Origin of the sequence: Candidatus Formimonas warabiya (assembly GCF_002777255.1) — a bacterium.
GTDB lineage: Bacteria > Bacillota > Dehalobacteriia > Dehalobacteriales > Dehalobacteriaceae > Formimonas > Formimonas warabiya.
The window spans coordinates 1,992,628-2,017,139 of sequence record NZ_CP017634.1 but is presented as its reverse complement, the minus strand read 5'-3'; the positions used below and the strand labels follow the sequence as shown (position 1 = coordinate 2,017,139).

At 48.4% G+C, this 24,512-nt stretch carries 23 protein-coding genes and 1 other annotated feature; all 23 genes read left to right on the top strand.

Going from position 1 to position 24,512, the window contains the following annotated elements; genetic code table 11:
- Positions 1–873, top strand: coding sequence for a succinate--CoA ligase subunit alpha (sucD, locus tag DCMF_RS09445; protein ID WP_148134202.1), 873 nt, complete (start codon positions 1–3; stop codon positions 871–873).
- Between the two features lie 249 nt (positions 874–1,122).
- Positions 1,123–1,794 carry a GntR family transcriptional regulator gene (locus tag DCMF_RS09440; protein ID WP_148134201.1) on the top strand — a complete coding sequence of 224 codons (672 nt, stop codon included), beginning with the start codon at positions 1,123–1,125 and terminating at the stop codon, positions 1,792–1,794.
- Positions 1,795–2,037: 243 nt separating this feature from the next.
- Complete coding sequence (locus tag DCMF_RS09435; protein ID WP_148134200.1) at positions 2,038–2,802, top strand: SDR family NAD(P)-dependent oxidoreductase; 765 nt, start codon at positions 2,038–2,040, stop codon at positions 2,800–2,802.
- Between the two features lie 21 nt (positions 2,803–2,823).
- A complete protein-coding gene (locus DCMF_RS09430) occupies positions 2,824–3,822 on the top strand; it encodes a zinc-dependent alcohol dehydrogenase (RefSeq protein ID WP_236860228.1) in 999 nt (332 codons plus the stop codon).
- 40 nt (positions 3,823–3,862) lie between these two features.
- On the top strand, positions 3,863–5,128 hold the full coding sequence (hisD, locus tag DCMF_RS09425; RefSeq protein WP_148134199.1) for a histidinol dehydrogenase: 1,266 nt from the start codon (positions 3,863–3,865) through the stop codon (positions 5,126–5,128).
- 70 nt (positions 5,129–5,198) lie between these two features.
- On the top strand, positions 5,199–6,683 hold the full coding sequence (locus DCMF_RS09420; RefSeq protein ID WP_148134198.1) for a sugar ABC transporter ATP-binding protein: 1,485 nt from the start codon (positions 5,199–5,201) through the stop codon (positions 6,681–6,683).
- 36 nt (positions 6,684–6,719) lie between these two features.
- Positions 6,720–7,748: an ABC transporter permease gene (locus DCMF_RS09415; protein ID WP_148134197.1), complete on the top strand. Its 1,029-nt coding sequence runs from the start codon at positions 6,720–6,722 to the stop codon at positions 7,746–7,748.
- Positions 7,749–7,852: 104 nt separating this feature from the next.
- On the top strand, positions 7,853–8,965 hold the full coding sequence (locus DCMF_RS09410; RefSeq protein WP_148134196.1) for a sugar ABC transporter substrate-binding protein: 1,113 nt from the start codon (positions 7,853–7,855) through the stop codon (positions 8,963–8,965).
- Between the two features lie 91 nt (positions 8,966–9,056).
- On the top strand, positions 9,057–9,728 hold the full coding sequence (locus tag DCMF_RS09405) for a hypothetical protein (protein ID WP_148134195.1): 672 nt from the start codon (positions 9,057–9,059) through the stop codon (positions 9,726–9,728).
- 7 nt (positions 9,729–9,735) lie between these two features.
- Positions 9,736–11,031: a histidinol dehydrogenase gene (gene hisD / locus DCMF_RS09400; RefSeq protein WP_148134194.1), complete on the top strand. Its 1,296-nt coding sequence runs from the start codon at positions 9,736–9,738 to the stop codon at positions 11,029–11,031.
- 2 nt (positions 11,032–11,033) lie between these two features.
- A complete protein-coding gene (locus DCMF_RS09395; RefSeq protein ID WP_148134193.1) occupies positions 11,034–11,669 on the top strand; it encodes a hypothetical protein in 636 nt (211 codons plus the stop codon).
- An 86-nt stretch (positions 11,670–11,755) separates the two neighbouring features.
- Positions 11,756–13,072 carry a lactate racemase domain-containing protein gene (locus DCMF_RS09390; protein WP_148134192.1) on the top strand — a complete coding sequence of 439 codons (1,317 nt, stop codon included), beginning with the start codon at positions 11,756–11,758 and terminating at the stop codon, positions 13,070–13,072.
- An 89-nt stretch (positions 13,073–13,161) separates the two neighbouring features.
- Positions 13,162–14,556 carry an FAD-binding oxidoreductase gene (locus DCMF_RS09385; RefSeq protein ID WP_148134191.1) on the top strand — a complete coding sequence of 465 codons (1,395 nt, stop codon included), beginning with the start codon at positions 13,162–13,164 and terminating at the stop codon, positions 14,554–14,556.
- Position 14,557: 1 nt separating this feature from the next.
- Entirely contained in the window at positions 14,558–15,796 is a 1,239-nt protein-coding gene (locus DCMF_RS09380) for a (Fe-S)-binding protein (protein WP_148134190.1), read from the top strand.
- Positions 15,797–16,051: 255 nt separating this feature from the next.
- A complete protein-coding gene (pgeF, locus tag DCMF_RS09370; RefSeq protein WP_148134188.1) occupies positions 16,052–16,879 on the top strand; it encodes a peptidoglycan editing factor PgeF in 828 nt (275 codons plus the stop codon).
- A 4-nt stretch (positions 16,880–16,883) separates the two neighbouring features.
- Complete coding sequence (locus DCMF_RS09365) at positions 16,884–17,870, top strand: biotin/lipoyl attachment domain-containing protein (RefSeq protein WP_148134187.1); 987 nt, start codon at positions 16,884–16,886, stop codon at positions 17,868–17,870.
- Between the two features lie 20 nt (positions 17,871–17,890).
- A complete protein-coding gene (locus tag DCMF_RS09360; RefSeq protein WP_236860227.1) occupies positions 17,891–18,580 on the top strand; it encodes a YggS family pyridoxal phosphate-dependent enzyme in 690 nt (229 codons plus the stop codon).
- A gap of 81 nt (positions 18,581–18,661) precedes the next feature.
- Positions 18,662–19,105 (top strand): cell division protein SepF, encoded by a 444-nt coding sequence (locus DCMF_RS09355; protein ID WP_214659221.1) that lies wholly within the window; start codon positions 18,662–18,664, stop codon positions 19,103–19,105.
- A gap of 15 nt (positions 19,106–19,120) precedes the next feature.
- A complete protein-coding gene (proC, locus tag DCMF_RS09350) occupies positions 19,121–19,945 on the top strand; it encodes a pyrroline-5-carboxylate reductase (protein ID WP_148134184.1) in 825 nt (274 codons plus the stop codon).
- A complete protein-coding gene (locus DCMF_RS09345; RefSeq protein WP_148134183.1) occupies positions 19,942–20,199 on the top strand; it encodes a YggT family protein in 258 nt (85 codons plus the stop codon). Before proC ends, DCMF_RS09345 begins: the two co-directional genes overlap by 4 nt.
- A gap of 11 nt (positions 20,200–20,210) precedes the next feature.
- Complete coding sequence (locus DCMF_RS09340; protein ID WP_148134182.1) at positions 20,211–20,999, top strand: YlmH family RNA-binding protein; 789 nt, start codon at positions 20,211–20,213, stop codon at positions 20,997–20,999.
- A gap of 22 nt (positions 21,000–21,021) precedes the next feature.
- Entirely contained in the window at positions 21,022–21,312 is a 291-nt protein-coding gene (locus tag DCMF_RS09335; protein WP_148134181.1) for a DUF167 domain-containing protein, read from the top strand.
- A gap of 64 nt (positions 21,313–21,376) precedes the next feature.
- Positions 21,377–21,592: a binding site (T-box leader), on the top strand.
- A 61-nt stretch (positions 21,593–21,653) separates the two neighbouring features.
- Positions 21,654–24,428 (top strand): isoleucine--tRNA ligase, encoded by a 2,775-nt coding sequence (ileS, locus tag DCMF_RS09330; RefSeq protein ID WP_148134180.1) that lies wholly within the window; start codon positions 21,654–21,656, stop codon positions 24,426–24,428.
- Positions 24,429–24,512: the final 84 nt, after the last annotated feature.

The following is a 24,512-nucleotide window of genomic DNA, read 5'->3' as shown; positions in this document are numbered from 1 at the left end:
ATGGCGATCTATATTGATGACCATACCCAGGTCTTGATTCAGGGAATCACGGGAAACCAGGGCACCTTTCATGCCCGGCAGATGGTGCAGTACGGGACGAAGGTGGCCGCGGGAGTATCTCCGGGGAAAGGGGGCCAGAAAATAGATTACATTCCGGTGTACAATTCGGTGGCGGAAGCAATAGAACACCATGCCATTGATGCCTCCATTCTTTTTGTACCGGCCGCTTTTGCCAAGGATGGCGCCTTTGAAGCCATCGCCGCCGGGGTCAAGGTACTGGTGCTGCTGCCGGAGCATATCCCGGTGCACGACGCCATGGCCATTGTCAGCTATGCAAAATCCAAAGGGACCACCGTGATCGGGCCCAATACATTTGGTTTGGCTTCGTCCGGAAAATGCAAAATCGGCATTCCGCCCAACCGGTATTTCGTACCGGGACCGGTAGGGGTGGTGGCCCGCTCGGGAACCTTAAGCTATGAAATCGTGGGCGCTATGGCGGCCGCCGGCATCGGCACCACCACCGTGGTAGGCTTGGGAGGAGACCGGGTGGTGGGATTAAACTTTATCGATGTGCTGGCGGAGTTTGAAAAGGATGCAGAAACCAAGGCGATCGTACTGGTAGGTGAAATCGGCGGCACCGCGGAAGAAGAAGCAGCAGCTTACATCAAAGCTCATATCACCAAGCCGGTTGTGGCCTACTTGGCCGGAAAGAGCGCACCCCCCGGAAAAAGAATGGGACACGCGGGGGCGATTATTGAACGGGGCATGGGGACTTTTGAAGGCAAGGTGCGGGCTTTGAACGCAGCCGGCGTGGAAGTGGCCTCCCTCTCCTTTGAGGTGCCGGAGCTGGTGCAGAAGGCTTTAAATCGCTAAGGTGTGACCAAGGAGACGGTAGACGGTTCTACTGGCTCAAGCTTGTTTGAGCCGGTAGAACCGCCCCCTTGGTCTGCTATAAACACCTTCTTTTACCAAAGATAATTGACAACCATCAATTTATGATCAGGAAAACAATAGTATTGACAAAGGGTATCATGTGATGTAACCTGTATACAGGAGGTATATATGTGGTGTTAAGATCATAAATGATGGTAAAAAATTTAGAATAGAGGAGCATTATTAACTTTGACCAAAATATTGGCTGGTAAAGATCCAAAAATTAAAAATTTAACGAATGTCGCTTATGAAACGATAAAAAATTCCATTGTTAATAATGACTTAAAGCCCGGCGACCATTTGAGTGAACATATGATTGCGGCGTCTTTGGGGATGAGCAGGACGCCAATTCGTGAAGCCCTTAAAGTTTTGGCAAATGAAGGGTTGGTGGAAATCCATAATGGTGTGGGAATTTTTGTCAAACATATGACGGCAAAAGAGATTTATGAATTTTTTGAGGTCAGAGCTGCTTTAGAATGTGCAGCACTCCATACGTCATTAAAAAATATTACGGACCATGAAATCGAACAAATTGAACAAGAATGGCTTTCCTTGAGGGACAAAGCAGATCAGGGACAAAGAATTGATTTTGATCTTATTGCTGAGCTTGACCGAAAATTGCATATGCTGATCGTAAATAAATGTAATAATGAGTACCTAAAAAGTATTATTAACGGGATCAGGCAAAGCATTTTCAGGTACCAACGTCTTTCCGCCCAGGCCCTAGGAAACGAAAAAGAATCGATTAATCAGCACCTGGAGATCTTAAGTTTATTGAAAGAAAGGAATATGGAAAAAATCTTGCCTGTCCTTGATGACCATATCAGAAAAGGTGCTGACAATGTGGCGAGAAATGCTTAACATTTTTAAAATTGGGTCGTAGGGAAAAAAATTTTGTCGAAACCTGTATACAGCTGGCATGCAAACCCAATATTTTCTTCTCATTAATACTACGCAAAAAATCCTCACTGCACACTAGTCACTGGTCCTGCCAAAATAGAATTGGTGGGCTGACCGCCCGTTATCGTGGGAACATCCCGTAAAAAAACAAAAATAATAAAGTTACATCAAAATGATTCATTAAAAGTCGGGAGGTACTTTATTATGATAAATAACCTTTTTAGCTTAAAAGGCAAGGTTGCTTTAGTTACCGGTGCCGGCCAAGGCTTGGGAAGAGGCTTTGCGTCCGCACTTGCCGGGGCTGGAGCAGTCGTTTTTTGTCTGGGGCGAAATTTGGATACCCTGCGCCAAACCGTTGACTTAATTGAAAAAGGAAACGGCTATGCGGAAGCTGTCTCAGGTGACGTGACAGATTTGGAAACGATCCGAAAAGTAATGGAAAAGATTGTCCAAAAATATCAGAGGATCGATATCCTGGTAAACAATGCCGGGACGGAAATTGCGGAAGATATTCCCGATGTCAGGCCGGAGCATTTCGATGCCATCATGTCTGTAAACTTGAAAGGGTCCTTCTTTTTGGCCCAGGAAGGGGCAAAGTATATGATCAAGCAAAAGAGCGGTAAAATCATTAATCTGGCTTCTTTGGGCAGCTTTATCGGCTTGGCCGGCTCCACGGTGTACTGCGCTTCAAAGGGGGCTGTGCTCCAATTTACCAAAGCCCTTTCCATTGAACTGGCAAAACATCATATTCAGGTAAATGCCATTGCCCCGGGATATTTTCGCACCGGGATGACCGAGCCCTTTTTTCAGGACCCCGCCCATAGAAAATGGATCGAAGAAAGGATTCCGGCAGGAAGAGTAGGCACTGCTGAGGACTTAGCGGGTACGGTGATATTTTTATCCAGTCCTGCTTCGGATTATATTACGGGACAGACCATTGTTGTTGATGGAGGGTGGTTGGCCAGTTAGTAAGGCGAAAGGAGGTGGCAAATGATGAAAGCGGTTCGGTACTATGGAATCCAAGATATCAGGGTTGAAGAGATCGAAAAGCCCCGACTCCAAGGGGACGAAGTGCTGGTTAAGGTTTTATATGCCGGAGTGTGCGGGTCCGACATGCATATTTACCGGAGGGGAATGTTTATGGTAAATATTCCGGAAACCATGGGACATGAATTGGTTGGGGTGATTGAACAGGTCGGATCCGATGCGCAGGAGTTTAGGGTGGGAGATTATGTGGTGGCAGATCCCCGGGTCCCCTGCGGTCAGTGCAGCAGCTGCCTGAAGGGATCATATCATACTTGTGCCGCCTTGGGTTTTATTGGAGAAGTTTCTCCGGGGGGCTTTGCTGAGTACTTGGCGGTAAAAAAAGAAAAGCTGATCAAGCTAAAGAGTTCGGAGGATGTCAGACAGGCCGTTCTCACAGAGCCGTTGGCGGTCGCTTGGCATATTTGCGAAAAAGGCCGGTTCTCAGCAGAAGATCATATTGCGGTTGTGGGAGCCGGTCCCATTGGGCTGCTCACGGTCCTGCTGGCGAGGGAAATATGTAAGGTCAAAGATATTACGGCGATAGATGTTTCGGAAAAACGTCTGGAGATGGCCTCCCGGGCCGGGGCAAACTCCATCATGACCGGTTTTGATCACAGGATGGGCTTAGAATACGATAAAGTTGTGGAAGCGGCAGGGAATGAGGCTACTTTAAACGGCTCCCTTAATCTTGTGGCGGCGGGGGGAACCTTATTAGTGGTTGGTTTATTTGAAAACACAGTCTCATTCGATCCCAATGTCATCGTCTGCAAGGAAATTAAAGTAACCGGCTGCAACGGATATACCAGGGAGGACTTGGAAAAAGCGGCTGACCTGATCACAGGCAGGGATATTGAGGCAAATTTCTTGATCACCCATGAGTTCCCTCTTGATGCAGGTCAAAAGGTCTTTGCACTGTTGAATTCATCTGATAAGAGTGCGGCAAAAGTGGTATTCAAACCCTAACATATAAACCAAAGAAGAAATAGAGTAAAGGGGAGGTATTATGGTGCTGGTATTAAAGGATAACCTTTTGGATACGGCTTGGAAACAGGATCATGTACAGGAAATCGTGCTGAATATTCTCAATCAGGTAAAAAATGAAGGTGACAAAGCAGTCTTGGAATTAACCAAACGGTATGACGGTGTTGATTTAGAGGAGATTCAGGTTCCCAAAACGGAGTTGAAAAAAGCCTACAGTCAGGTATCCCCGGAAACAGTGAAGGCTTTGGAATTTGCTGCGGAACAGATCAGATTTTTTGCGGAAAAACAGATGTCCTGTCTGCAGCCGGTAGAATGTTCCCACATTGCCGGTGTCACCCTGGGAAGCAGGCTGGTGCCGATTCAAACCTGTGGGGCTTACGTACCGGCCGGCCGGTATCCGCTTCCCTCCACGGCATTAATGTCGGTGATTCCGGCTAAAGTAGCCGGTGTGGAAAGGGTTGCCGCTTGTTCGCCCCCGTCAAAAGGATACGACCGTATTCACCCGGCGGTTCTGGTTGGCCTGGATATTGCCGGGGTCGACGATGTTTATTGTATGGGCGGCGCCCAGGCCATTGCTGCTTATGCTTTTGGTACGGCAAGTGTTCCTAAGGTAGATGTCATTGTCGGGCCGGGCAACAGGTTTGTCACAGAAGCGAAAAGACAAGTCAATGGAATGGTGGGTATTGATATGCTGGCCGGGCCAAGTGAGGTGCTGATTATCGCAGACGAGACCGCATCTCCTGTCAGTGTGGCGGTGGATTTGCTGGCAAAATGCGAACATGACTCCGCATCCATTGCCATTTTGTTGACTACCAGCCGGGAATTGGCGGAGCAAGTGGAAGAAGAAATCGAAAACGAATTGAAAACCTTAGGTACCGCGGCATTGGCCAGGAAAACCTGGGAAGAGAACGGGAAGATTGTCCTGGTGGATTCCCTGGATGAGGCGGTAGCGGAATCTGACCAATTTGCTCCGGAACACCTGCAGTTAATGACTGCTCATCATGATGAACTAGCCCTCAAATTAAGAAATTTCGGTTCTTTATTTATCGGACATAGTGCCCCGGTGGCTTTTGGAGACTATGTATCCGGCACCAATCATACCCTGCCCACCATGCAGACAGCCCGTTTCAGCAATGGGGTCTGGGTAGGTACCTTCTTAAAAATGTCATCCTATCAAGTTGTAACAGCGGAGGGAGCCGCGGTGCTTGCCGGTCCGTGCGCTCACCTGGCCGGTGTGGAAGGACTCCTTGCCCATCAGCGTTCCGCTCAATTAAGAATGAAAAAATAATACAAGAATGTTTCCCTGGACTGGAATGTCCCCCATATATTGAGAATTTGCTTCAAAGGAAGGGAAGCCTATGGATACTATTCTCACCTTGAAGAATATTTCAAAAATATATCCCGGCACCATTGCTTTAAGAAAAGTTAATATCGAGATCAAAAAAGGAGAAGTTCACGGGCTGATTGGGAAAAACGGGGCAGGAAAATCTACTTTGGTGGGCATTATTGCCGGTATGGTGACACCGACTGAAGGTGAAATTTTTCTGGAAGGGAAAAAATTTACCACATTGTCTCGGATCAGTTCCCGGCGGGAGAAAATTTCCATTGTGCCTCAGGAACCGCAGATGGTACTTGAAGCTACGGTTGCGGAAAACCTTTTTATGCCTGATTATATCAAAAAGCATGGCCGTGTTGACTGGAAAGAGATGAACCAACAGACTGAAAAGATGATCAAGGCGGCGGAAATTAGCATTGATGTTCGGAAAAAAGCACGTGATCTAACTGTTTCAGAACAGCAATTGCTTTTAGTACTGAAAGCTTGTTATGTGGAGAATTCTAAAATTATTATTCTGGACGAAGCCTCTGCTTCTCTTTCTCATCAAGATCAAAAGATACTTTACAGGATCATAGAAGATAAAAAACAAAAAGGCGGTACCATCTTATTCATTTCACATCGTACGGATGAACTTCTCGATGTATGCGACCGTGTGACAGTGCTGCGTGACGGGAGGACGATGGAAACAAAAGATTGTGCCGACTTGGATATGGAAAAGCTTGCCGGGATGATTGTGGGTGAAGGTTTCAAATTCCGGTCCTATCGTGAAAAAGAACATAGCGATCATGACGTTCTTCTGAAAGTTGAAAACTTCACCCGTTATGGTGCTTACAAAGATGTTTCTTTTGATCTTTATCAGGGGGAAATATTGGGTTTGGCAGGTCTGCGCGGGAGCGGAAGAACCGAAATACTTAAAGGCATTGCCGGGATCGAACCGCCGGACATAGGCGAAATAGAAATAAAAGGTCTGAAGACCCGTTTTCGCAGGCCTTCACAGTCAGCCAAAGCCGGAATCGCCTACCTGCCTGAGGATAGGGAGTCGGAGGGCCTGATCAGCATTTTAAGTGTGAAGGAAAATCTGGTCTTGAATTCGTTAAAGAAGTTTGCCAAGGTCTTTCACGTCAGCAATAAAGACGAACGTGCATTTGCTTATGATTTGGTTAAGAAATTCGAGGTAAAGACAGCTACGATCGAGCAAGAGGTCAATCAATTGAGCGGGGGCAATAAACAAAAAGTTGTCGTGAGCAGAATCGCTGCTGCCGAGCCGAAAATATTTTTGCTTGACGAACCTACGCGGGGCGTGGATATATCGGCTAAAGACAGTATTTTGCATATTATCAAAGAGAAACTTGATAAAGATGCTGGAGTAATCATCACAGCTCCCGGTTTGGAAGATCTGCTTTTGATTTGCGACCGTATTTTGGTTCTGTATAAAGGGCAAATCGTAAAAGAATATCATCGCGGCCAAGTAGACGAAAAAGAGCTTTTTATGGCGATTCAGGGTTAATATCAAAAGCAATTTAACTGATGGGGGAAGGTCAAGATGAATAAAAGAATGAAACTGCAATTGTTTTTATTGGATAATCTGATTTGGGTACTTGTTTTACTCTATTTTGCTATCAACGCAATTTTTACGCCGAACTTTGCCACGCCAACCAACGTAGTCAACATCTTATATCACTCCACTATACTCGCCTTATTGGTCCTCGCGCAAGGTCTGATTTTGATTATCGGTCAGATGGACCTTTCCATCGAATCCACCATGGCATTTGCTCCCGGCATCGCTTTGCTGCTGGCAACTCAATGGCTGCCCAACGGGATGAATCCTTATTTATGTATTTTGGTAACTTTACTGGCAGGCGCCGGCGTAGGTCTCTTTAATGGGGTGCTTGTCGCGAAGGTTGGGGTTAACCCATTCCTGCAGACTTTGTCCAGCAATATTATGCTCAGGGGTATCGTATTGTTCCTGTTGCCTTTTTCCTTGTTCAGTATAGACCCGGTATATATCTTTGCCGGTTCCGGTTATGTTTTGGGCGTGCAGGCTGCCATCCCTATCGTACTGATCATTTTCGCCGTCTTCGAGTATGTCTTGAAATATACAACTTTCGGACGTTGCTTTATGGCTACCGGCGGCAATCCCAAAGCCAGTTATATCGCAGGAATCAATACCGGCAGAATGCTGATGATCGCGTTTGTTTTGAGCGGATTATTAGCTGCTATGGCAGGTCTTTTGGCCACCGGCCGCGCCGGTTCCATCGCTAATTCCATGGGCCAGAATATGGTGATGATGTCATTTGCCGGTGCGATTCTGGGCGGGGCCAGTTTGTCAGGCGGGAAAGGTACTGCCATCGGTATGCTGGGCGGGGCTCTTTTACTGCAAATGATCTCCAATTCACTGACCATGCTGGGTGTAGCGATCAACTTGGTTTATGCCGTAAAAGGCGGTTTGATATTTGTGGCAATTCTGTTGGACAGATATAAAACAAAAATGAGAAACAATATTATGCAGCAAGAACAAAAAAGAGCTGTTCTGCATGATATTGATCATTCTACGTCGATGAATGCAACTTGATACATTAGAAAATATGCTCAAGGCAGTACAGATACGAAAGGAGGTTAGAGACTTTATCCCACGTTAGTAAAAAAGAATTATGAAAAGATAAGGGAGGGGATTTTATGAAAAAGTTTTCAGTATTGCTAATTAGTGTAATGATGTTTTGTTTGATTATGATGCTGACAGCTTGCTCATCACAGGAACCGGCCGCTAACGATGAACCTGCACCCTCTACAGACGCGGAAAAGAAGATCATTGGTATGGTAGTCAGAGATATTAATACCCCTTATGTGATAGCGATGATTAAGGGCGCACAGGCAAAATGCGATGAACTGGGGTATACCCTTGACGTTCAGGACGGACGCGGCGATAATTTGCAGATCCTTGAACATATCGACAATTTCATCAGCAAGGGAGTTAGCGGATATATTATGGCGGGCGCCATCGACCTGAAAGGAGTAGTTCCCGGCATTAAAAAACTGAATGGGGCCGGAATTCCTGTCATGGCCTTGGACAGTTGTCCTGAAGGGGGCCATGTGGATATGTTTGTTAACTTCGACAACATCAATGAAACCAAGAGAGCAGCCAATGTATTTATTGAGGGTATCAAGGCCAGAAACAACGGTGAGGTCCCCGAAGGTGTAGTCATATACATCACCGGTGCCCTGCAGGATATGATCACCGGGTTGATCGATAAAGGATTCCAGGAAGTGATGGCTCAATATCCTCAGCTTACCATCGCTCCGGGAGAAGGCAAATGGAACAATGAGGATTCCTATGAGAGGACTGCGGAACTGTTGACCCGTTACGGTGATAAAGTAGTCGGAGTCTATGTTCAAACCCCGGATATCATGGGCGCCGGCGCTGTCAGGGCGATCGAGACGGCAAATCTTGACCCCAAAGATTATGGGGTATGCGGCATCCACATCGGTCCGGAATGGCTGGAGTATATCAAAGAAGGTAAGGTTTTGGCCACGGTTGAATTCCCCGGCTATGACTGCGCGAATCTGGCCGTAAAATACATAGACGATATGAATCAGGGCATACCTCTGCCGAAGATTGGCGATACCATTACCAAAGAAGGCGCCATCTGGTCGCCTGCCGTAGTTGAAGATATCAAAACCCAAAGTCCCAATGCGGATGGCTTATACCTGGCTGTCCAGGGTAAGCTGATTCCTACCGAAGTTTCTGCCGATGATGAACGGTTGTGGGAAAATATGCTTAAAAAATGGTAAAACCTGAGGAACAATACGGCATATGGGGCACAATCAATTGAGCACGGATCAATGTGCCCCAATGATACTTCATTAATAATTGGAGGATAGAATGATGACGAAACTCTTTACACTCCATAAAGAGAGTGAAAACTATGTCAAGATCCAAAAGTATCAGCAAGAAGTTGATATTATGGTTGAGATCTCTACTGTTTTCGATCATAATCTCAAACCCGAAACGACGATCAATATCCTTGACCATTTCATGTGGAATCTGGGCTGGGCCATGAATATGTCCATAGGTTGTAAAGTTGATGTGGGCAAATACCGGTCAACCCATACCATCGCCGAAGATTTAGGAATTACTTTTGGCGCAGGTCTAAAGAAATTATTCTATCGTAAAATGCAGGATGAGGGGATCAATATTGACGGGTTCTCGGTCTTTGGCCTTGACGAAGCATTGGTAAGGGCAATGGTGAATATGGAAGGCCGCAGAAATTGTTTTATTACTTACGGACAGGATTGCCCCGGTTCCCGTAATGAAATATGTGAAGATATCTTAACAGCTGATTTTGTAGCATTTTTTGAAGGTTTTGCCCAGGGATTCCCTGCGACCATCCATATCGATCTATTGCAAGGCAGAGACCCCCACCATGTATGGGAATCGGCTTTCATGGCGTTGGGTAATGCGCTAAGAGCAGCATATGCCACCAATCCATGGAGAATAGCAAAGAATAATCCGTTTTACGCAGAGGAAGGTATGGGAGATGCATCTTTGATTTAAGGAGGATATGATGAACATTTATAAATGGAAAGAACTATCAAAAGAAAAACAGGAATTTGTTTTAAAAAGGGCGGAATTTGATATCAGCGCACATATGAAACTGGCCCAGGAAGTGTCGGACAGGATCAAAACAGAAGGCGACGCCGCGGTTTTGGCATATACGGAAAAATTCGATCAGGTAAAACTGACTGCCGGCAGCATGAAAGTTAAACCGGAAGAGATCGAAGAGGGATATCAGCGCCTGGATGCCGAAACCAGGGAAGCTCTTGCGTATGCCGCGAAAAATCTCACCCATTTTCACGCTGCCCAAATGCCTGAAGAGATGTGGTTTACTAATGTTGACAAGGGATTGATGGCGGGAGAGAAGACTACCCCAATCGTCGACGTTTGCTTATATGTACCGCGCGGTAAAGGCAGTTTTCCCTCGGTATTATTAATGTTAGGTATTCCGGCAAAAGTGGCCAAAGTTCCTCGTATCGTGGTAGTGACACCTCCTAATGAAGAGGGCAGCATTGATGATTCCTTATTAGCGTGCTGTAAAATAATCGGCATCGATGAAGTATATAAGGTGGGTGGTATTCAAGCCATCGCTGCCGTGGCCTTCGGTACGGAAACTATTCCCAAGTGCCATAAGGTGATAGGTCCGGGCAATTCATATGCTACCGCTGCCAAACGTGTTCTGAGCAACTATATTGACGCCGGACTGCCAGCCGGTCCCAGTGAATCGATCATTTTGGCCGACGAATTTGCCGATCCTGAAAAGGTAGCGCTGGATTGGATGATTGAAGCCGAACATGGCCCGGATTCAGCGGCTTTGTTGGTTACGCACAGCGAAGAATTGGTTAAAAAGGTCCTGCCTTTTGTGCACAGGCAGCTGGCGAAGCTCTCCGAAAAGAGAAGAGATTTTGTTAATACGAATTACAACACTTACGGCGGCGTCATTCTGACCGATTCTGTGCAGAAATCTATTGATTTCGTCAATCTCTATGCACCGGAGCATATGGAAGTGATGACCCAGGATCCCTTCGGTGTGCTTCCGCAAATTAAAAATGCCGGAGAAATCTTACTGGGAGAATACACGCCGATCACCTTATGTAATTTCCTTTTGGGGCCAAATGCCATCCTGCCTACAGGCCAATTTGCCAAAACATATTCCAGTGTTTCGGTGATGGACTTTGTTAAACGTTCCTCAGTAGGCTATGCAAGCAAAGAAGGCTTTGAGAGGGTGCGCGACTATGCGTATAAAATTGCCGTTGTTGAAGGATTCGATACCCATGCCTTGGCTGTGAAGGAGAGGTCATAAGTATGAAAAATACAATTTATACGGTAAGAAGAAAAACAAGTGAATCTTTGGTCAGGGTAACATTAGATTTTAATGAATTTAAAGAAGACTACCGGAAGAGAATTGCCACACCATTGCCATTTTTAAATCACCTGATCGAACATATTGCCTGGAGGTCAGATATGAATATCGAAGTTGAAGTGCAGCTTGATGAATTTAATTTGACCCATTTAGTCTGTGAAGATGTGGGGATCACTTTCGGCAAAGTTGTGGCGGAATATTTCAGAGATAATGCCTCAAACGGAGTTATGGGCTTTGGAGACGGCATGGCAATGATTGACGAAGCCAGGGCCATTTCTGCTCTAAGTTTTGAACACCGGACGTTTTTTGCGATTGACTACAACCATATAGAAATACCTGCAGTAACAGAAGAAATGTCTGTCGATGATCTGGAAACATTTCTGGAAGGTTTTACCCAGGGGGCAAATTGTACATTCCATGTGGAGCTGGTCAAAGGCCATAATGGACATCATATTTGGGAAGCAATCTACCGGTCTTTTGGGGTTGCCTTAAACCGGGCATTAGCATTAAACGAAATCAGAAAAGGAAGAACATCCGGTGTTGCAGGAAGTATCAGTTACGAAATCGAGATGGAATAATTCTTCTCAAAAAATTTGTCCTTAACTGCATGCAGGTTGAATCCAGATAGCATGCAATATTTTTTGAGGCAGAGGAGAAAAACTTTATGGATGTGATGTTGCCGTGGGGAAAGCAGGATTTTATGAATATTGCCCTGCCGAAATCATGGAATTTCCAAAGGGAAATCTTACCCGATGATTTCAGACCACTGACAGACATGAAGCAAATGCTGGACCAATCATTGGAGAACCCGATCGATCAGGTTCCTTTATCTGCAAGGAGTTTGCCCGGATGCAAAATTGCCGTTATTGTCGATGATGTGTCCCGGCCTACCCCTGTACACTTGATTTTTCCCGAGGTGATGAAAAGGCTGCTTTCAGCAGGCGCTGAAATTGCTAAAATCACCGTGGTGGTTTCCTTGGGGACCCATTCTTCCATGGGTGAGAAGGAAATTTGCGCACGTTTGGGAACAAAGGAATGGGGCCAATTTCCCGTGATAAACCATAATTGCTATCAGGACCAAATGTTGGCCAATTTAGGGAAAACAAGCGGCGGAGCAGAAATCATCGTGAATCGGCATGTTTGTGAGGCTGATCTGATCATCTCTATTGGGACAATCGAACCTCATTTATTGGCTGGATTTGGCGGAGGTTTAAAAAATATTATTCCGGGATGTGCCGGGATAAAAACGATCGGCGCTACCCATTTAATGGGGCCTGCTTCCAAAAGATTCAGCGGAGTGGGGAAAATGGGTGAAGAGTGTCCCACGCGCTTAATGATCGAAGAAGGGGCAGCAAAGGTTCCCGGGGAGATTTTGCTGATTAATACCGTACTTAATGTCAAAGGAGAGCCTGTGGGCGTGTTTTGCGGAGAACCTGTCAAAGCACACCGGGAAGGATGCCGGCTGGCCGAGAAAATATATGGGAGTTTGGTTCCTGAAAAGGCCGATGTGATGATCACCGGGTCTCACCCCATGGATATTGATTTAAGACAGGCCACAAAGTGTTTAGCAAACGCTTCGGGAGCACTTAAAGAGGATGGCTTATTAATTGCTTTGATGCGGTGCAGCAACGGGATTGGCGACATGAAAATTCCGGAGTATTTTTTGCCGGCAGCTTTCATGCGTACTTTTGCCAAGGAATGCGGTACGGAGCGGATGGTGGATATCCGGGAGCAATTTTCCCAGGAAATGAATTTGGATGAAAAATATATGCTGCAATTTTTAACGGAAATGGCAAAAAGACATCAGGTTTTGGTTTATGCCCCGGCGATACCGGCGGAAACGGGGACTAAATTGGGTGTATTTGAATTGTTCTCAGATATTCATGATTTGCTTAAAAGAGCAATAGAGCTGATGCCTGAAGCAAAGGTCGTATATTCCATGCCTTATGGGGGAATTTCTTATGCTTTTTGCCGGGACTAAGCTTTTGGGTAAATTGGGGACATTCCTCGGCGGGATAGGAATGCCTGATATAGAGGTGTGTCCCCTGACCTTTTAAGGGAGGATATCACATGAAACCGGAAATCATTTCCCAGCTTAGGGAAATTGTGGGGAAGGAATATGTTTTTACCGAAAAGGAAGATTTGTTTTGCTACACTTATGACGGCAGCTTTCTTTTTGAACAGCCATCCATGCCTGGCGTTGTTGTATTGCCGGAAAATAGTAGGGAAATTTCCCGGATCATCAAATTGGCAGCTGCTTGTCAAATTCCGGTGATCCCCAGGGGGGCCGGGAGCAATTTAAGCGGGGGCAGTGTACCTTTGGCGGAATGCATGATTATTCAAATGACCAGGATGAACCGGATTATCAGGATTGACGGTCGGAATATGATTGCTGTTGTGGAACCGGGAGTTGTTACGGGAGTGTTTCAAGAAGAGCTGGCCAAACAGGGCTTGTTTTACCCGCCTGACCCAGCCAGCCTGGCTTTTTCTACCATGGGGGGGAATGTGGCGGAGTGCGCCGGCGGGCCAAGAGGGGTAAAATATGGGGTAACCAGGGATTATATCCTCGGTTTGGAAGTTGTCCTTGCGGACGGGAGTATCACCAGAACCGGGGCCTCGACGATGAAAAGTGTCGCCGGTTATGATTTAACCCGGCTTTTTACCGGATCAGAAGGCACCCTGGGAATCATCACCCAAATCACAGTAAAATTGCTTCCCATGCCCCAGGCCAGGCAGACCGTACTGGCCTCCTTCCCCAATCTTGATCAAACGGCGGAAACGGTGGTAGAAATTCTTTCCCGGGGGATGATCCCCTCCTCTTTAGAATTACTGGACCAGGTCTTTATCCATCATATCGAAGCTTTTATGCCGTCAGGTCTTCCTTTAGACGCGGAAGGTATACTCTTAATAGAAGTCGATGGCCCGAAAAACGCATTAAATGATCAAATCAGCGAGATCGAAAAAATTTGCCGGGACCAGGGGGCAATGCAAATCCGTGCCGCCAGTTCCGAAGATGAAAGAGAAAGACTTTGGGCGGCCAGAAGAGGGGCTTTTGGCGCCATTGCCAGAAATTATCCCACGATCCTATCGGAAGATGTTACCGTTCCCCGTGATAAAATACCCCAGGCAATCAGCCAGGTGCGTAAAATTGCGGAAGCCTATCAATTGACCGTCGCCATCCTGGCTCATGCCGGTGATGGGAACTTCCACGCAGATATTCTCACCGACGAAAAAAATAGCGAAGAAATGAACCGGGTCCGGCAGGCACTTCCGGAACTCTTTAAAGCTGCCCTTGATTTGGGGGGGACCATTACGGGAGAGCATGGTGTCGGAATAGTGAAGGCGCCATTTCTTCCTTGGGAGGCAGGAAGAGAGGGAATGCATGTGATGCAGGCCGTGAAAGACGCCCTAGATCCCCAAAATATCCTCAATCCCGGAAAAATGTTTGGGAACAGGAGATGGTGATATGGCGTACCGGGACCATATAGCAGATCTCGTGCAGAAATGCAATCGGTGCGGCGCTTGCCAGTCCGTCTGCCCGGTTTATCAAGAACTCGGTGTGGAATCAGGGTTAGCCCGGGGTAAAATCAGCCTGGTTAAGGCGCTCCGGCAGGGGGAATTGGACAGCACACCAGGCCTGACCAAAAGGCTGGACCTGTGTCTCCAATGTAAACAGTGTACGGCAAATTGTCCGGGGGGAGCGGAAGGGGATACCATCATTCGCTGGGGCCGGGCGGAAATGCAAAAGAAGCTGGGCGTTTCCCTCCTTTATCAACTGATTGCCAGGCTTTTGCTGCCGAGACGAGGAATATTTAATGCAACTTTGCGCATGGGCAAATGGGGCCAGAAAATCCTTTTCCGTCCCGGCCCCCACGGGCAAGGCATGCTGCCCCGGATCCCTTTGGGTTTGGACCGGAGACGGGTACTTGCTCCTTTAGCTCCTCAGACTTTGAAGAAAAAACTGGCTGAAGTAAACGCAGTTCCTTCTCCGGTGCTGAAGGTGGCCTATTTCAGCGGATGTATGGCCAATTATATTTATCCCCAGGTAGGGGAAGCCCTGGTCCGGGTCCTAAACCAGCACCGGGTCGAAGTAATGATTCCTCCACTGCAGCACTGTTGCGGCATGCCGGTGTTTTCCTCAGGTGATATGGCTACTGCCCGGATCATGGCGAAAGAGAATTTAAGAGTACTGGCCGGCTTGGACGTGGATGCGGTTGTGGTTTCCTGCGGTTCCTGCGGCCTGGCTTTAAAGGAACATTATCCGGAACTCTTTGAAGAGAAGGATCCCTGGGGGCAAATGGCACGGAAAGTGGCAGAGAAAGTAAAGGACATCACAGAGTTCATTTCTGAAAGAAACTTTGCCCCAGAAATGGGCAGGAGGGAAGGAAAAGTCACCTATCATGATCCCTGCCATTTAAAATATGGCCTGAAAGTGACGCAGCAGCCCCGGGACATACTCAAAAGAATCCCCGGGCTCACCTTTATCGAAGCGAAACAGGGACATTGCTGCGGTTCCGGAGGCTCTTTCTGCTTAAAGCATTACGACTTAGCCACAAAAATTACAGACCATTGCCTAAATAATCTGTCTGAGACCGGGGCGGACATTGTGGCAACAGGTTGTCTGGCCTGCCGCATGCAGCTGGAAGATGCGATCGTCCGAAAAGGCCTGAATCTTCAGGTCAGGCATACTGTGGAACTTTTTTAAAGATGGTTACCCATCAGCGTATTACCAAGAATGGCTTTCAGTCGATTGGTCCGGCGGCATCCCGCCTCGCCCAGCCGGAAGGGTTGTATGCCCATAAACTGGCTGCGGAATGTGGGACAGAAAATGAAATAACGTTCAAGATAGAAAAAACAGGAAAAAAGCGCGTCCCTAGCTACGCGCTTTTTCTTTAGTTGTACCGGAGGGAAACAAATGGTATAATATCCAGAGTAAGGTCTTGTAGCAGGAGAATTAAAAATGGGCTTTGTGAAAGAACAAAGAGAAAATACATATTTTTTTACCGTTCCTTCTTTTACGGCAACCAACTTGGTAGCACACGGCTATACTTGCCGGTTGGGCGGGGCCAGCGCAGGGGATTATGCTTCCCTGAATCTGGCTTTCCATGTGGGAGACGATCCTGTGGCGGTCCGGAACAACCGGCGCCAGGTGGTCAATTTACTGGGATCATCTTTAGACCGGCTGGTGGCTGCGGAACAGGTCCACGGCCGGAACGTGCACGTGGTGGAATCCCGGGATGGGGGGAGAGGCAGCGCTTCCATGGAGGATGCCATTCTCCAGACAGACGCCTTGATCACCAATGTCCCGGGCATGCTGTTAAGTATGTACTATGCGGATTGTGTATCCATATTTTTATTGGATCCGGTTAAAAAGGCGGTTGCTTTGGCCCATGCGGGCTGGAAAGGAACCCTTCAGCAAGTTGCCCGGGAAACTGTGCACCGCATGCGGGAGGTATTTGGATCGGATCCCGGGTGCTGTTTGGCAGCCATCGGCCCTTCCATCGGGCCCTGCTGTTTTCAGGTGGACCGGCCGGTTTTTGAGCAATTTGCCCAAACATTTACCAATCCAGAGAGTTTTTGCTTGGCCGACGGGCAAGGGAAATGGCAGATCGACCTGCCCAAATTGAATCAACAACAGTTGATCCGTGCAGGGATCCCTGGGGAAAACATCACACAGAGCAACCTGTGTACGGCGTGTAACCACGACATCTTTTTTTCCCATCGGCAAGAGCAGGGGCAGACGGGCAGACAGGCAGCACTGATCATGCTCAAAGAAGGGTGTAATTAAGATCATGGCACGTGTGAGACCGAAGGCCAAAACCAGAAAACCTGCCACTATGCCTAAAAGGGAAGGGCGTACCGTTAAAAATAAAGTACTCGTGCTGGTGCTTCTCGTATTTGGTCTCTGGCTGGTCTATCATCCCGTGAAAAATATGGTTGTGACCAAAATGGTTAAATACGGCACTGCGGAATGGAAGGTTCTGGAGCAGTCTGAGCCGGTGGCAGCTGCCCTGATCAGGGATGAAACGGTGGTCGCCGCTCCGGCGGACGGCACCTTTGAGCCGGCTGTCCCCGAAGGGGAAAAGGTGGCGGTAGGGAGAGTGATTGGCTATGTGCAAACCCAAGCGGCTACCTCCTCAAGTGATCTGGTGAAAATTGCGGTGAAAGCGCCCCGGGCCGGGCTGGTATCCTATCATCCCGATGATTTGGAGGGCGTTTTAAAACCGGACATGCTGGATAAATTAGATATTGAGAAAATTTCTCAATTGCTGGCGGACAAGCAGGGAGGCGTTTCCGCGCCCCCAAAAGCGGAGCGGGGCAAGCCCCTGTTAAAAATAGTAGATAATTTGGCAAATCCTTATGTGTATCTTCCCTACCCGGCGGGGCTTACTCCTGTTCCGGTGAAAGGGAAAAGCATGACGGTGAAGTTCTCCGACGGCATCAAGACAGAGATTGTTTTCCGGGAGGTAAAAAAGAGTAATGATCAGCTTGTTGCCATCGGCGAAATACTGGATGCCCCTGATTTGGATTTGAAAAATAGATTTATGACCTTAAATATCATCGCGGGCTCCTATGAAGGGGTGACGATCGCCAAGGAAGCTTTAGTGGAAAAAGACGGCCGACCCGGAGTCTTTATGGACCGGGAAGGCGTATGCCGGTGGACGGAAGTAGAGGTGAAGGGATCGGTCAAGGACCAGGTGGTGGTTTCCGGACTTGACGTGGGCAGCCGGTACATCCTGAACACGTCTTGGGTCCGGGAAGGCCAGCGGCTAGATTAGGGTGTAAGGGAGTGATACAGGTGTCGGAAATTTTGGGGGCCATCGACCATATCCGGGCAGTGATCCGGCAAGCCCAACAAAAAAGTGCTGTGGCGGCTGAAGAGGTGCTGCTCTTGGCTGTGACAAAGAATGTCCAGGCGGAGAAGATGAATGAAGCGGTGGGGTACGGTATTTCTGCCATTGGGGAAAACAGGGTCCAGGAAATACTGAATAAATATGATCAGGTAAAGGGAAAAGTGGACTGGCACTTGATCGGACATCTCCAGACCAACAAGGTGAAGTACATTATCGACAAGGTATCCTTGATTCATTCTTTGGACAGCCTATCTTTGGCCGGGGAAATAGACAAGCGGGCCGGACAGGCAGGACGGGAGATGCCCGTTCTGGTACAGGTGAATGTGGCCGATGAAGAAACAAAGTTTGGCGTGGCGCCCCGGGAAACCATTGATTTTATCAGAGAAATTTCCCGCTACCCCCATCTTCGGGTTCAGGGACTGATGACCATTGGACCTTTGGTGGAAGATGCGGAAGAGGTAAGACCGGTTTTTCGGGAACTGAGGACCCTGCGGGATGAGATTCACCGCTTGGCCTTACCCGGGGTGGAAATGGAATATTTATCCATGGGCATGACCAACGATTATCATGTAGCCGTTGAGGAAGGAGCCAATATTGTGCGTATTGGCAGTGCCATATTTGGGAAAAGAATATAAATTGGGGACATTCCTCGGCGGATAGAAATGCCTGATAGAGAGGTGTGTCCCCAAACATTGTTATTAAAAGGAGGTCTTAAGGTGAGCAAAATAATTGACAAAGTCATGGGTGTGATCGGCTTTGAGGTGGAAGACGGTGAAACGGAGGACCGGTTGGAATCCCAGATGGAGGACTCGGACAGAATAAGAAGACAAAAGAAGGCTAATTTATTAAGCCTTCCTACGCAAAGGCCGGTGACAATGATGCTGATCAAAGCCAAATCTTTTGACGAAGTAGAATCTGTGGCGCAGAATATTAAAGAACGGCGACCGGTAATCGTCAATTTTGATGAAGCGGATAAAGACACGGCACAACGGATGGTGGATTTTTTAAGCGGGTCTGTATTTGCTTTAGACGGCTCCGTGCAAAAAGTAGCGGCCGGCACCTTCCTTTTTGCCACCTGCAATGTGGATGTGGTAGGGCAAATCAACGAAGAGGATCGGGAAAAAGCGTTTTTTAAAGGCTTTTCCTGGACAAAAAAGTAGGGCGGAGGCAATATTGTGGGTTCGAATATCGGGTTTGTGGGCGCCGGCGCCATGGCGGAAGCCTTTATAAGCGGTTTGCTGAAGACCGACGAGTACTTGCCCGCGTCTCTCCGGGCGAGTGACACCAAAGAGGAGCGGCTGGCGTATCTGAGAGAAAAATATGGTATCATTACTGTTTCTGACAACGAGGAGCTGGTGGAAACCAGCGATGTGGTAATTCTGGCGGTAAAGCCGCAGAATGTGCGCGAGGTGCTTTTGCACTTGAAAGATAAATTCACCAAAGGGCAGCTGGTGATCTCCATTGTGGCCGGATTCTCCATTGATTCCTTATATCAGTATATTCCCAAGAGTGTCAGTGTGATCAGAGCCATGCCCAATACCCCTTGTCTGATTCGGAAAGGGGTCAGCGCACTGGCCTTTTCTGCGAATATCACGGAAGAACAAAAAAACCTGGCTTTGAATATCATGGGTTCAGTAGGGGCGGTACATATTCTTCCGGAAAAACTGATGAATGCGGTGACCGGGTTGTCCGGCAGCGGTCCGGCCTATATCTTTTTGGTGATTGAAGCCTTATGTGACGCCGGGGTGCGGGCCGGGTTGCCCCGGGAAATTTCTCTGGATTTGGCGGTGCAGACTGTGATGGGAGCGGCGGCCATGGTGAACAGCACCAAGACCCATCCGGCCATTTTGAAGGACAAGGTAATCACCCCCGCGGGGACCACCATCGCGGCACTTCATGTCCTGGAACGGGCCGGGGTGCGGGTGGCCTTTATGGATGCCATTATGGCTGCTGCGGAGCGCTCTCAAGAACTTGGTTCAGAAGAAGGAGGGAAAAAATGACGGTTGTTTTTATCATCCGAACGGCATTTGAGGTATTAAACTGGTTGATTATCATCCGGGTTTTGCTTTCCTGGATCAGACACGACCCTTATCACCCCGTGATTAAGTTTATTTATGAAATTACCGAGCCTGTGCTAGCTCCCTTCCGGCGCTTGATACCGATGAGACCGGGCATGCCTATTGATTTTTCCCCTTTTTTGGCGATCCTGATTCTCCAGTTTATTGAGCATGTTATTTTGAATCTGTTCTATTAGGTAAAAAGAGCATGCTGGACCGGGAAAAATGTCTTACCCACGTCACGGACAAAGAATTGCGCCAGGCCATGATTCGCCTGCTGGATCAATGGGAGCGGGCCTATGTGCGGAATAGTTGGGAAATTACAGGATTTCTCGACCCTTATTTTCGTCAGGCGGGAGAAGGGATGCTCCGGGGACTTCCCGACCTGTTGTTTTCCGCATGGGGCGGCTATGACGGGGCGGAAAGGGCCAGACTGATCATTTTTCCTCCCGCCTGCCCGGAGACTTCTCTTGACTTTCAGCTTGCTTTTTTGCAGGTGGAAGGAAACTTTAAATTTAAAGAGGTAAATCACCGGGATTTTTTGGGCGCGTTGCTGGGATTAGGTATAGGGCGGGAAAAAATTGGAGATATCTTAATAATAGAGAACGGGTGCCAGGTGATATTGGATCAGGACATTGCCCGCTATGTGACGGCAAACTGGGAAAAGGTCAACTGTGTTTCGGTACGGGTAAAAGAAATTTCACCGCACCAGTTAACGGTACCGGTTCAGGAGAGAAAAGAAATTACATCCACCGTGGCGTCGCCCCGGCTGGATGCCGTTTTAGGGGTGGGGTTCAGTTGTTCCCGCACCAAAACGCTCCCTGATATTAAAGGGGGCAGAATCCGCGTCAACTGGAAAGTGACTACCGATCCCTCTTTTCATATCCAGGCCGGAGACACCATCTCCTACCGGGGAAAAGGACGGATGGTGGTGGATTCCTTTTCCGGGCCGACCCAAAAAGGCCGGTATTTTATTCATGTTTCCCGATATGTGTGAACGAATAAAGGAATGATCTTTTATGATCGATCTCGTAGACAAAGGCAACAGAATTGCCTTTAAGGTGAAAGTACAGCCCCGGGCGTCCAAAAGTGAGATCGCCGGCATCATCGGGGATGCCGTGAAATTGCGCATCACTTCTCCTCCCGTGGACGGGGCGGCCAATGAGGCGGTGATCCGGTTTTTCGCCGATTTGTTCCGCAAACCAGCCAAAGATATTGCCATTATTTCCGGACTGTTATCCCGAAACAAAATTGTGGAGATTTCCGGCCTTTCCCTGAGCGAGGCGAAAAAGGCCTTTCAGATAGAATAATGGATCTCATGGTTGACTTTTTGCCTAATATTCATATAATAACAAGTAACAATCGACAATAAATGAAAAAACGATGATTGGGATAAGTAAACAGCTAAGCGTAAAGCGAATCCGGGGTGGTGCAAGCCGGGTCCTGAACTGTTGAAATGATCACCCAGGAGTGGTAGCCTGAAAGAGCAGTAAGGTTATCCGGTATCGGCCGTTAAACGAGAGAGGGGTTTCCCAGGGTTTTGTCCCGGGAAGCAACTAGGGTGGTAACGCGGATCTTTCCGTCCCTAAGAGGGGATTGGAAGGATTTTTTATTTTCCTTATTTTATTTTTATATTGAGAGGAGACCAAGCATGGATTATTCACAAACACTGAATTTACCGCAAACCGAGTTCCCCATGCGGGGAAATTTGCCCCAAAGGGAACCGGAATTTTTGAAGTTTTGGGAGGAAATAGACCTTTACAAACAGGTGCAGCAAGAGACGGCCGGGAAACCGAAATTCATTCTGCACGACGGCCCCCCCTATGCCAATGGGGATATTCACCTGGGACACACGCTGAATAAGGTATTGAAGGACATCATCGTCAAGTTCAAGTCCATGGATGGATTTGACGCCCCCTATATTCCCGGGTGGGATACCCACGGCCTCCCCATTGAGCAGCGGGCCATTAAAGACCTGGGGCTAAACCGGCATAAGGTAAGCACGGTGGAGTTCCGGCAGAAGTGTGCCGACTATGCCCTGAAGTATGTCAATATCCAGCGGGAACAGTTTAAAAGACTAGGTGTGCGCGGGGACTGGGAGCACCCTTATCTGACCCTGGCTCCGGAATATGAGGCGATCCAGATCGGTGTTTTCGGCGAGATGGCCAAAAAAGGCTACATTTATAAAGGATTGAAGCCGGTGTACTGGTGTGCCGATTGTGAAACCGCTCTGGCGGAAGCGGAAGTTGAGTATGCGGATGCCAAATCGCCTTCCATCTATGTCAAGTTTCCCGTGCAGGACGGCAAGGGCATCCTGGACCCGGATTGCTATTTTGTGATTTGGACCACCACGCCCTGGACCATTCCGGCCAACGTGGCCATCTGCCTCCATCCGGACTTTACCTATGTGCTGGCGGATGTAGAGGGGCAAAAACTGGTCGTGGCCAAAGAACTGCTGGAGCCCTTCCTGAAAGATATCGAAAAGCAACATGCCGCCATCCTCAAGGAATTTAAAGGGTCGGACTTGGAATATATCGTCTGCCGCCATCCCATTATGGACCGGGATTCCCTGATCATTCTGGGAGAACATGTGACGCTGGAGGCGGGCACCGGATGCGTCCATACCGCTCCCGGACATGGGGCGGAAGACTTTGAAGTGGGACGGAAATACAAGCTGCCTGTGATCTCCCCTCTGGACGACCGGGGCGTATTTACGGCGGAAGGAGCCCAGTTCCAGGGTATGAAGACCGGGGATGCCAATAAAGCCGTGGTCAAAGAACTAGATGAAAAGGGAGTTCTGCTCAAGCTGATTTCCATCCGGCATCAGTATCCCCATTGCTGGCGCTGTAAGAACCCCATTTTGTTCCGGGCTACGGAACAATGGTTTGCCTCTATAGATGGCTTCCGGGAACTGGCTCTGAAGGAAATCGATCAGGTACAATGGATTCCCTCCTGGGGCAGAGACCGCATCTACAATATGATCCACGACCGGAACGACTGGTGTATTTCCCGCCAGCGCACCTGGGGCGTGCCCATCCCCATTTTCTATTGCCTGGAATGCGGCCACCCGGTGATTAATGATGCCACTATCAGCCACATTCAAGCGCTGTTCCGGGAGCACGGGTCCCAGATTTGGTTTGCCAAAGAGGCGCAGGACCTGATTCCCCAGGGATTAAAATGTGACCAATGCGGTCACCATGCTTTCCGCAAAGAAACGGATATCATGGATGTGTGGTTTGATTCCGGGTCCAGCCATGCCGCTGTTTTGGATACCCGGGCAGACCATCGCTGGCCCGCCGATCTGTATTTAGAGGGCAGCGACCAGCACCGGGGCTGGTTCAATTCTTCCTTGTCCACCGCTGTGGCGACCAAGGGACATGCTCCTTACAGAACTGTACTCACCCATGGCTTTGTGGTGGATGAACAGGGACGGAAACAGTCTAAATCTCTGGGCAATGTGGTCGATCCTTTAAAAGTAATCGAACAAATGGGCGCGGATGTGATGCGGCTCTGGGTAGCATCGGCGGATTACCGCTCCGACCTGGCCAACTCTTCCAGCATTATGAAGCAGGTTTCGGAAGCCTACCGGAAAATTCGCAATACGGCCCGGTTTTTGTTGAGCAATCTTTACGACTTTGATCCGGCCAAAGATAAGGTAGCCTATGAGGACCTGCGGGAATTGGATCAATGGGCCCTGCACAAGCTGCATAAACTCATTGAACGGGTTACCAACGGGTACCGGAATTACGAGTTTCACATCGTCTATCATGCTATTCATAAATTCTGTGTCGTCGATATGAGTGCCTTTTACCTGGATATTGTGAAGGACCGGGTCTATACGTCGCCGGCACAGGACCTGGGCCGCCGGGCGGCCCAGACCGTGATGTACGAAACCATTCATGCTTTGGTGCGGTTAATCACGCCGGTTTTGGCCTTTACTTCTGAGGAGATCTGGCGTTATCTGCCCAAAGAGGGCGACGCTCCGGTCAGCGTGCAGATGGTGCAGATGCCGGAAGTGAATCAGTCCTATATCAATGGCCCCCTGGAGGAAAAGTGGGACCGGATTCTGGCGATCAGAGAAAAAGTATCCAAGGAACTGGAGATTGCCCGCCAGCAAAAGGTCATCGGACATTCATTAAATGCCGCGGTAGCCTTGTACCCCGATCAAGAAATATACGATTTCTTGAAACCGGTGGAAGATCAACTGTCCACGATTTTTATTGTTTCTTCCACCGGGTTGTATGCCCCGGGAGAAAAGGTTCCCGAGGAAGCAAACAAAGCGGAAGATATGCCCCTGTTTATTCAAGTCAGCGGGGCGCCGGGAGAAAAATGCGAGCGGTGCTGGACCTATTCGGAAACGGTAGGGGCAGACGGGGAGCATCCCACTTTGTGCCAGCGCTGTCTGGACGTAGTCAAGGACTTGTAAGATCACTCGAATCCTGCAACCAGGTGAGCGGTTGCAGGATTTCCTGTTTTCTGATAAAATTTCTTAAATCCGTTATATTTTGCA

Excerpts from the sequence above, each read along its gene's own strand:
- sucD (WP_148134202.1), top strand. The coding sequence starts at position 1 with ATGGCGATCTATATTGATGACCATACCCAGGTCTTGATTCAGGGAATC.
- DCMF_RS09435 (WP_148134200.1), top strand. The coding sequence starts at position 2,038 with ATGATAAATAACCTTTTTAGCTTAAAAGGCAAGGTTGCTTTAGTTACC.
- DCMF_RS09430 (WP_236860228.1), top strand. The coding sequence starts at position 2,824 with ATGATGAAAGCGGTTCGGTACTATGGAATCCAAGATATCAGGGTTGAA.
- hisD (WP_148134199.1), top strand. The coding sequence starts at position 3,863 with ATGGTGCTGGTATTAAAGGATAACCTTTTGGATACGGCTTGGAAACAG.
- DCMF_RS09420 (WP_148134198.1), top strand. The coding sequence starts at position 5,199 with ATGGATACTATTCTCACCTTGAAGAATATTTCAAAAATATATCCCGGC.
- DCMF_RS09415 (WP_148134197.1), top strand. The coding sequence starts at position 6,720 with ATGAATAAAAGAATGAAACTGCAATTGTTTTTATTGGATAATCTGATT.
- DCMF_RS09410 (WP_148134196.1), top strand. The coding sequence starts at position 7,853 with ATGAAAAAGTTTTCAGTATTGCTAATTAGTGTAATGATGTTTTGTTTG.
- DCMF_RS09405 (WP_148134195.1), top strand. The coding sequence starts at position 9,057 with ATGATGACGAAACTCTTTACACTCCATAAAGAGAGTGAAAACTATGTC.
- hisD (WP_148134194.1), top strand. The coding sequence starts at position 9,736 with ATGATGAACATTTATAAATGGAAAGAACTATCAAAAGAAAAACAGGAA.
- DCMF_RS09395 (WP_148134193.1), top strand. The coding sequence starts at position 11,034 with ATGAAAAATACAATTTATACGGTAAGAAGAAAAACAAGTGAATCTTTG.
- DCMF_RS09390 (WP_148134192.1), top strand. The coding sequence starts at position 11,756 with ATGGATGTGATGTTGCCGTGGGGAAAGCAGGATTTTATGAATATTGCC.
- DCMF_RS09385 (WP_148134191.1), top strand. The coding sequence starts at position 13,162 with ATGAAACCGGAAATCATTTCCCAGCTTAGGGAAATTGTGGGGAAGGAA.
- DCMF_RS09380 (WP_148134190.1), top strand. The coding sequence starts at position 14,558 with ATGGCGTACCGGGACCATATAGCAGATCTCGTGCAGAAATGCAATCGG.
- pgeF (WP_148134188.1), top strand. The coding sequence starts at position 16,052 with ATGGGCTTTGTGAAAGAACAAAGAGAAAATACATATTTTTTTACCGTT.
- DCMF_RS09365 (WP_148134187.1), top strand. The coding sequence starts at position 16,884 with ATGGCACGTGTGAGACCGAAGGCCAAAACCAGAAAACCTGCCACTATG.
- DCMF_RS09345 (WP_148134183.1), top strand. The coding sequence starts at position 19,942 with ATGACGGTTGTTTTTATCATCCGAACGGCATTTGAGGTATTAAACTGG.
- DCMF_RS09340 (WP_148134182.1), top strand. The coding sequence starts at position 20,211 with ATGCTGGACCGGGAAAAATGTCTTACCCACGTCACGGACAAAGAATTG.
- DCMF_RS09335 (WP_148134181.1), top strand. The coding sequence starts at position 21,022 with ATGATCGATCTCGTAGACAAAGGCAACAGAATTGCCTTTAAGGTGAAA.
- ileS (WP_148134180.1), top strand. The coding sequence starts at position 21,654 with ATGGATTATTCACAAACACTGAATTTACCGCAAACCGAGTTCCCCATG.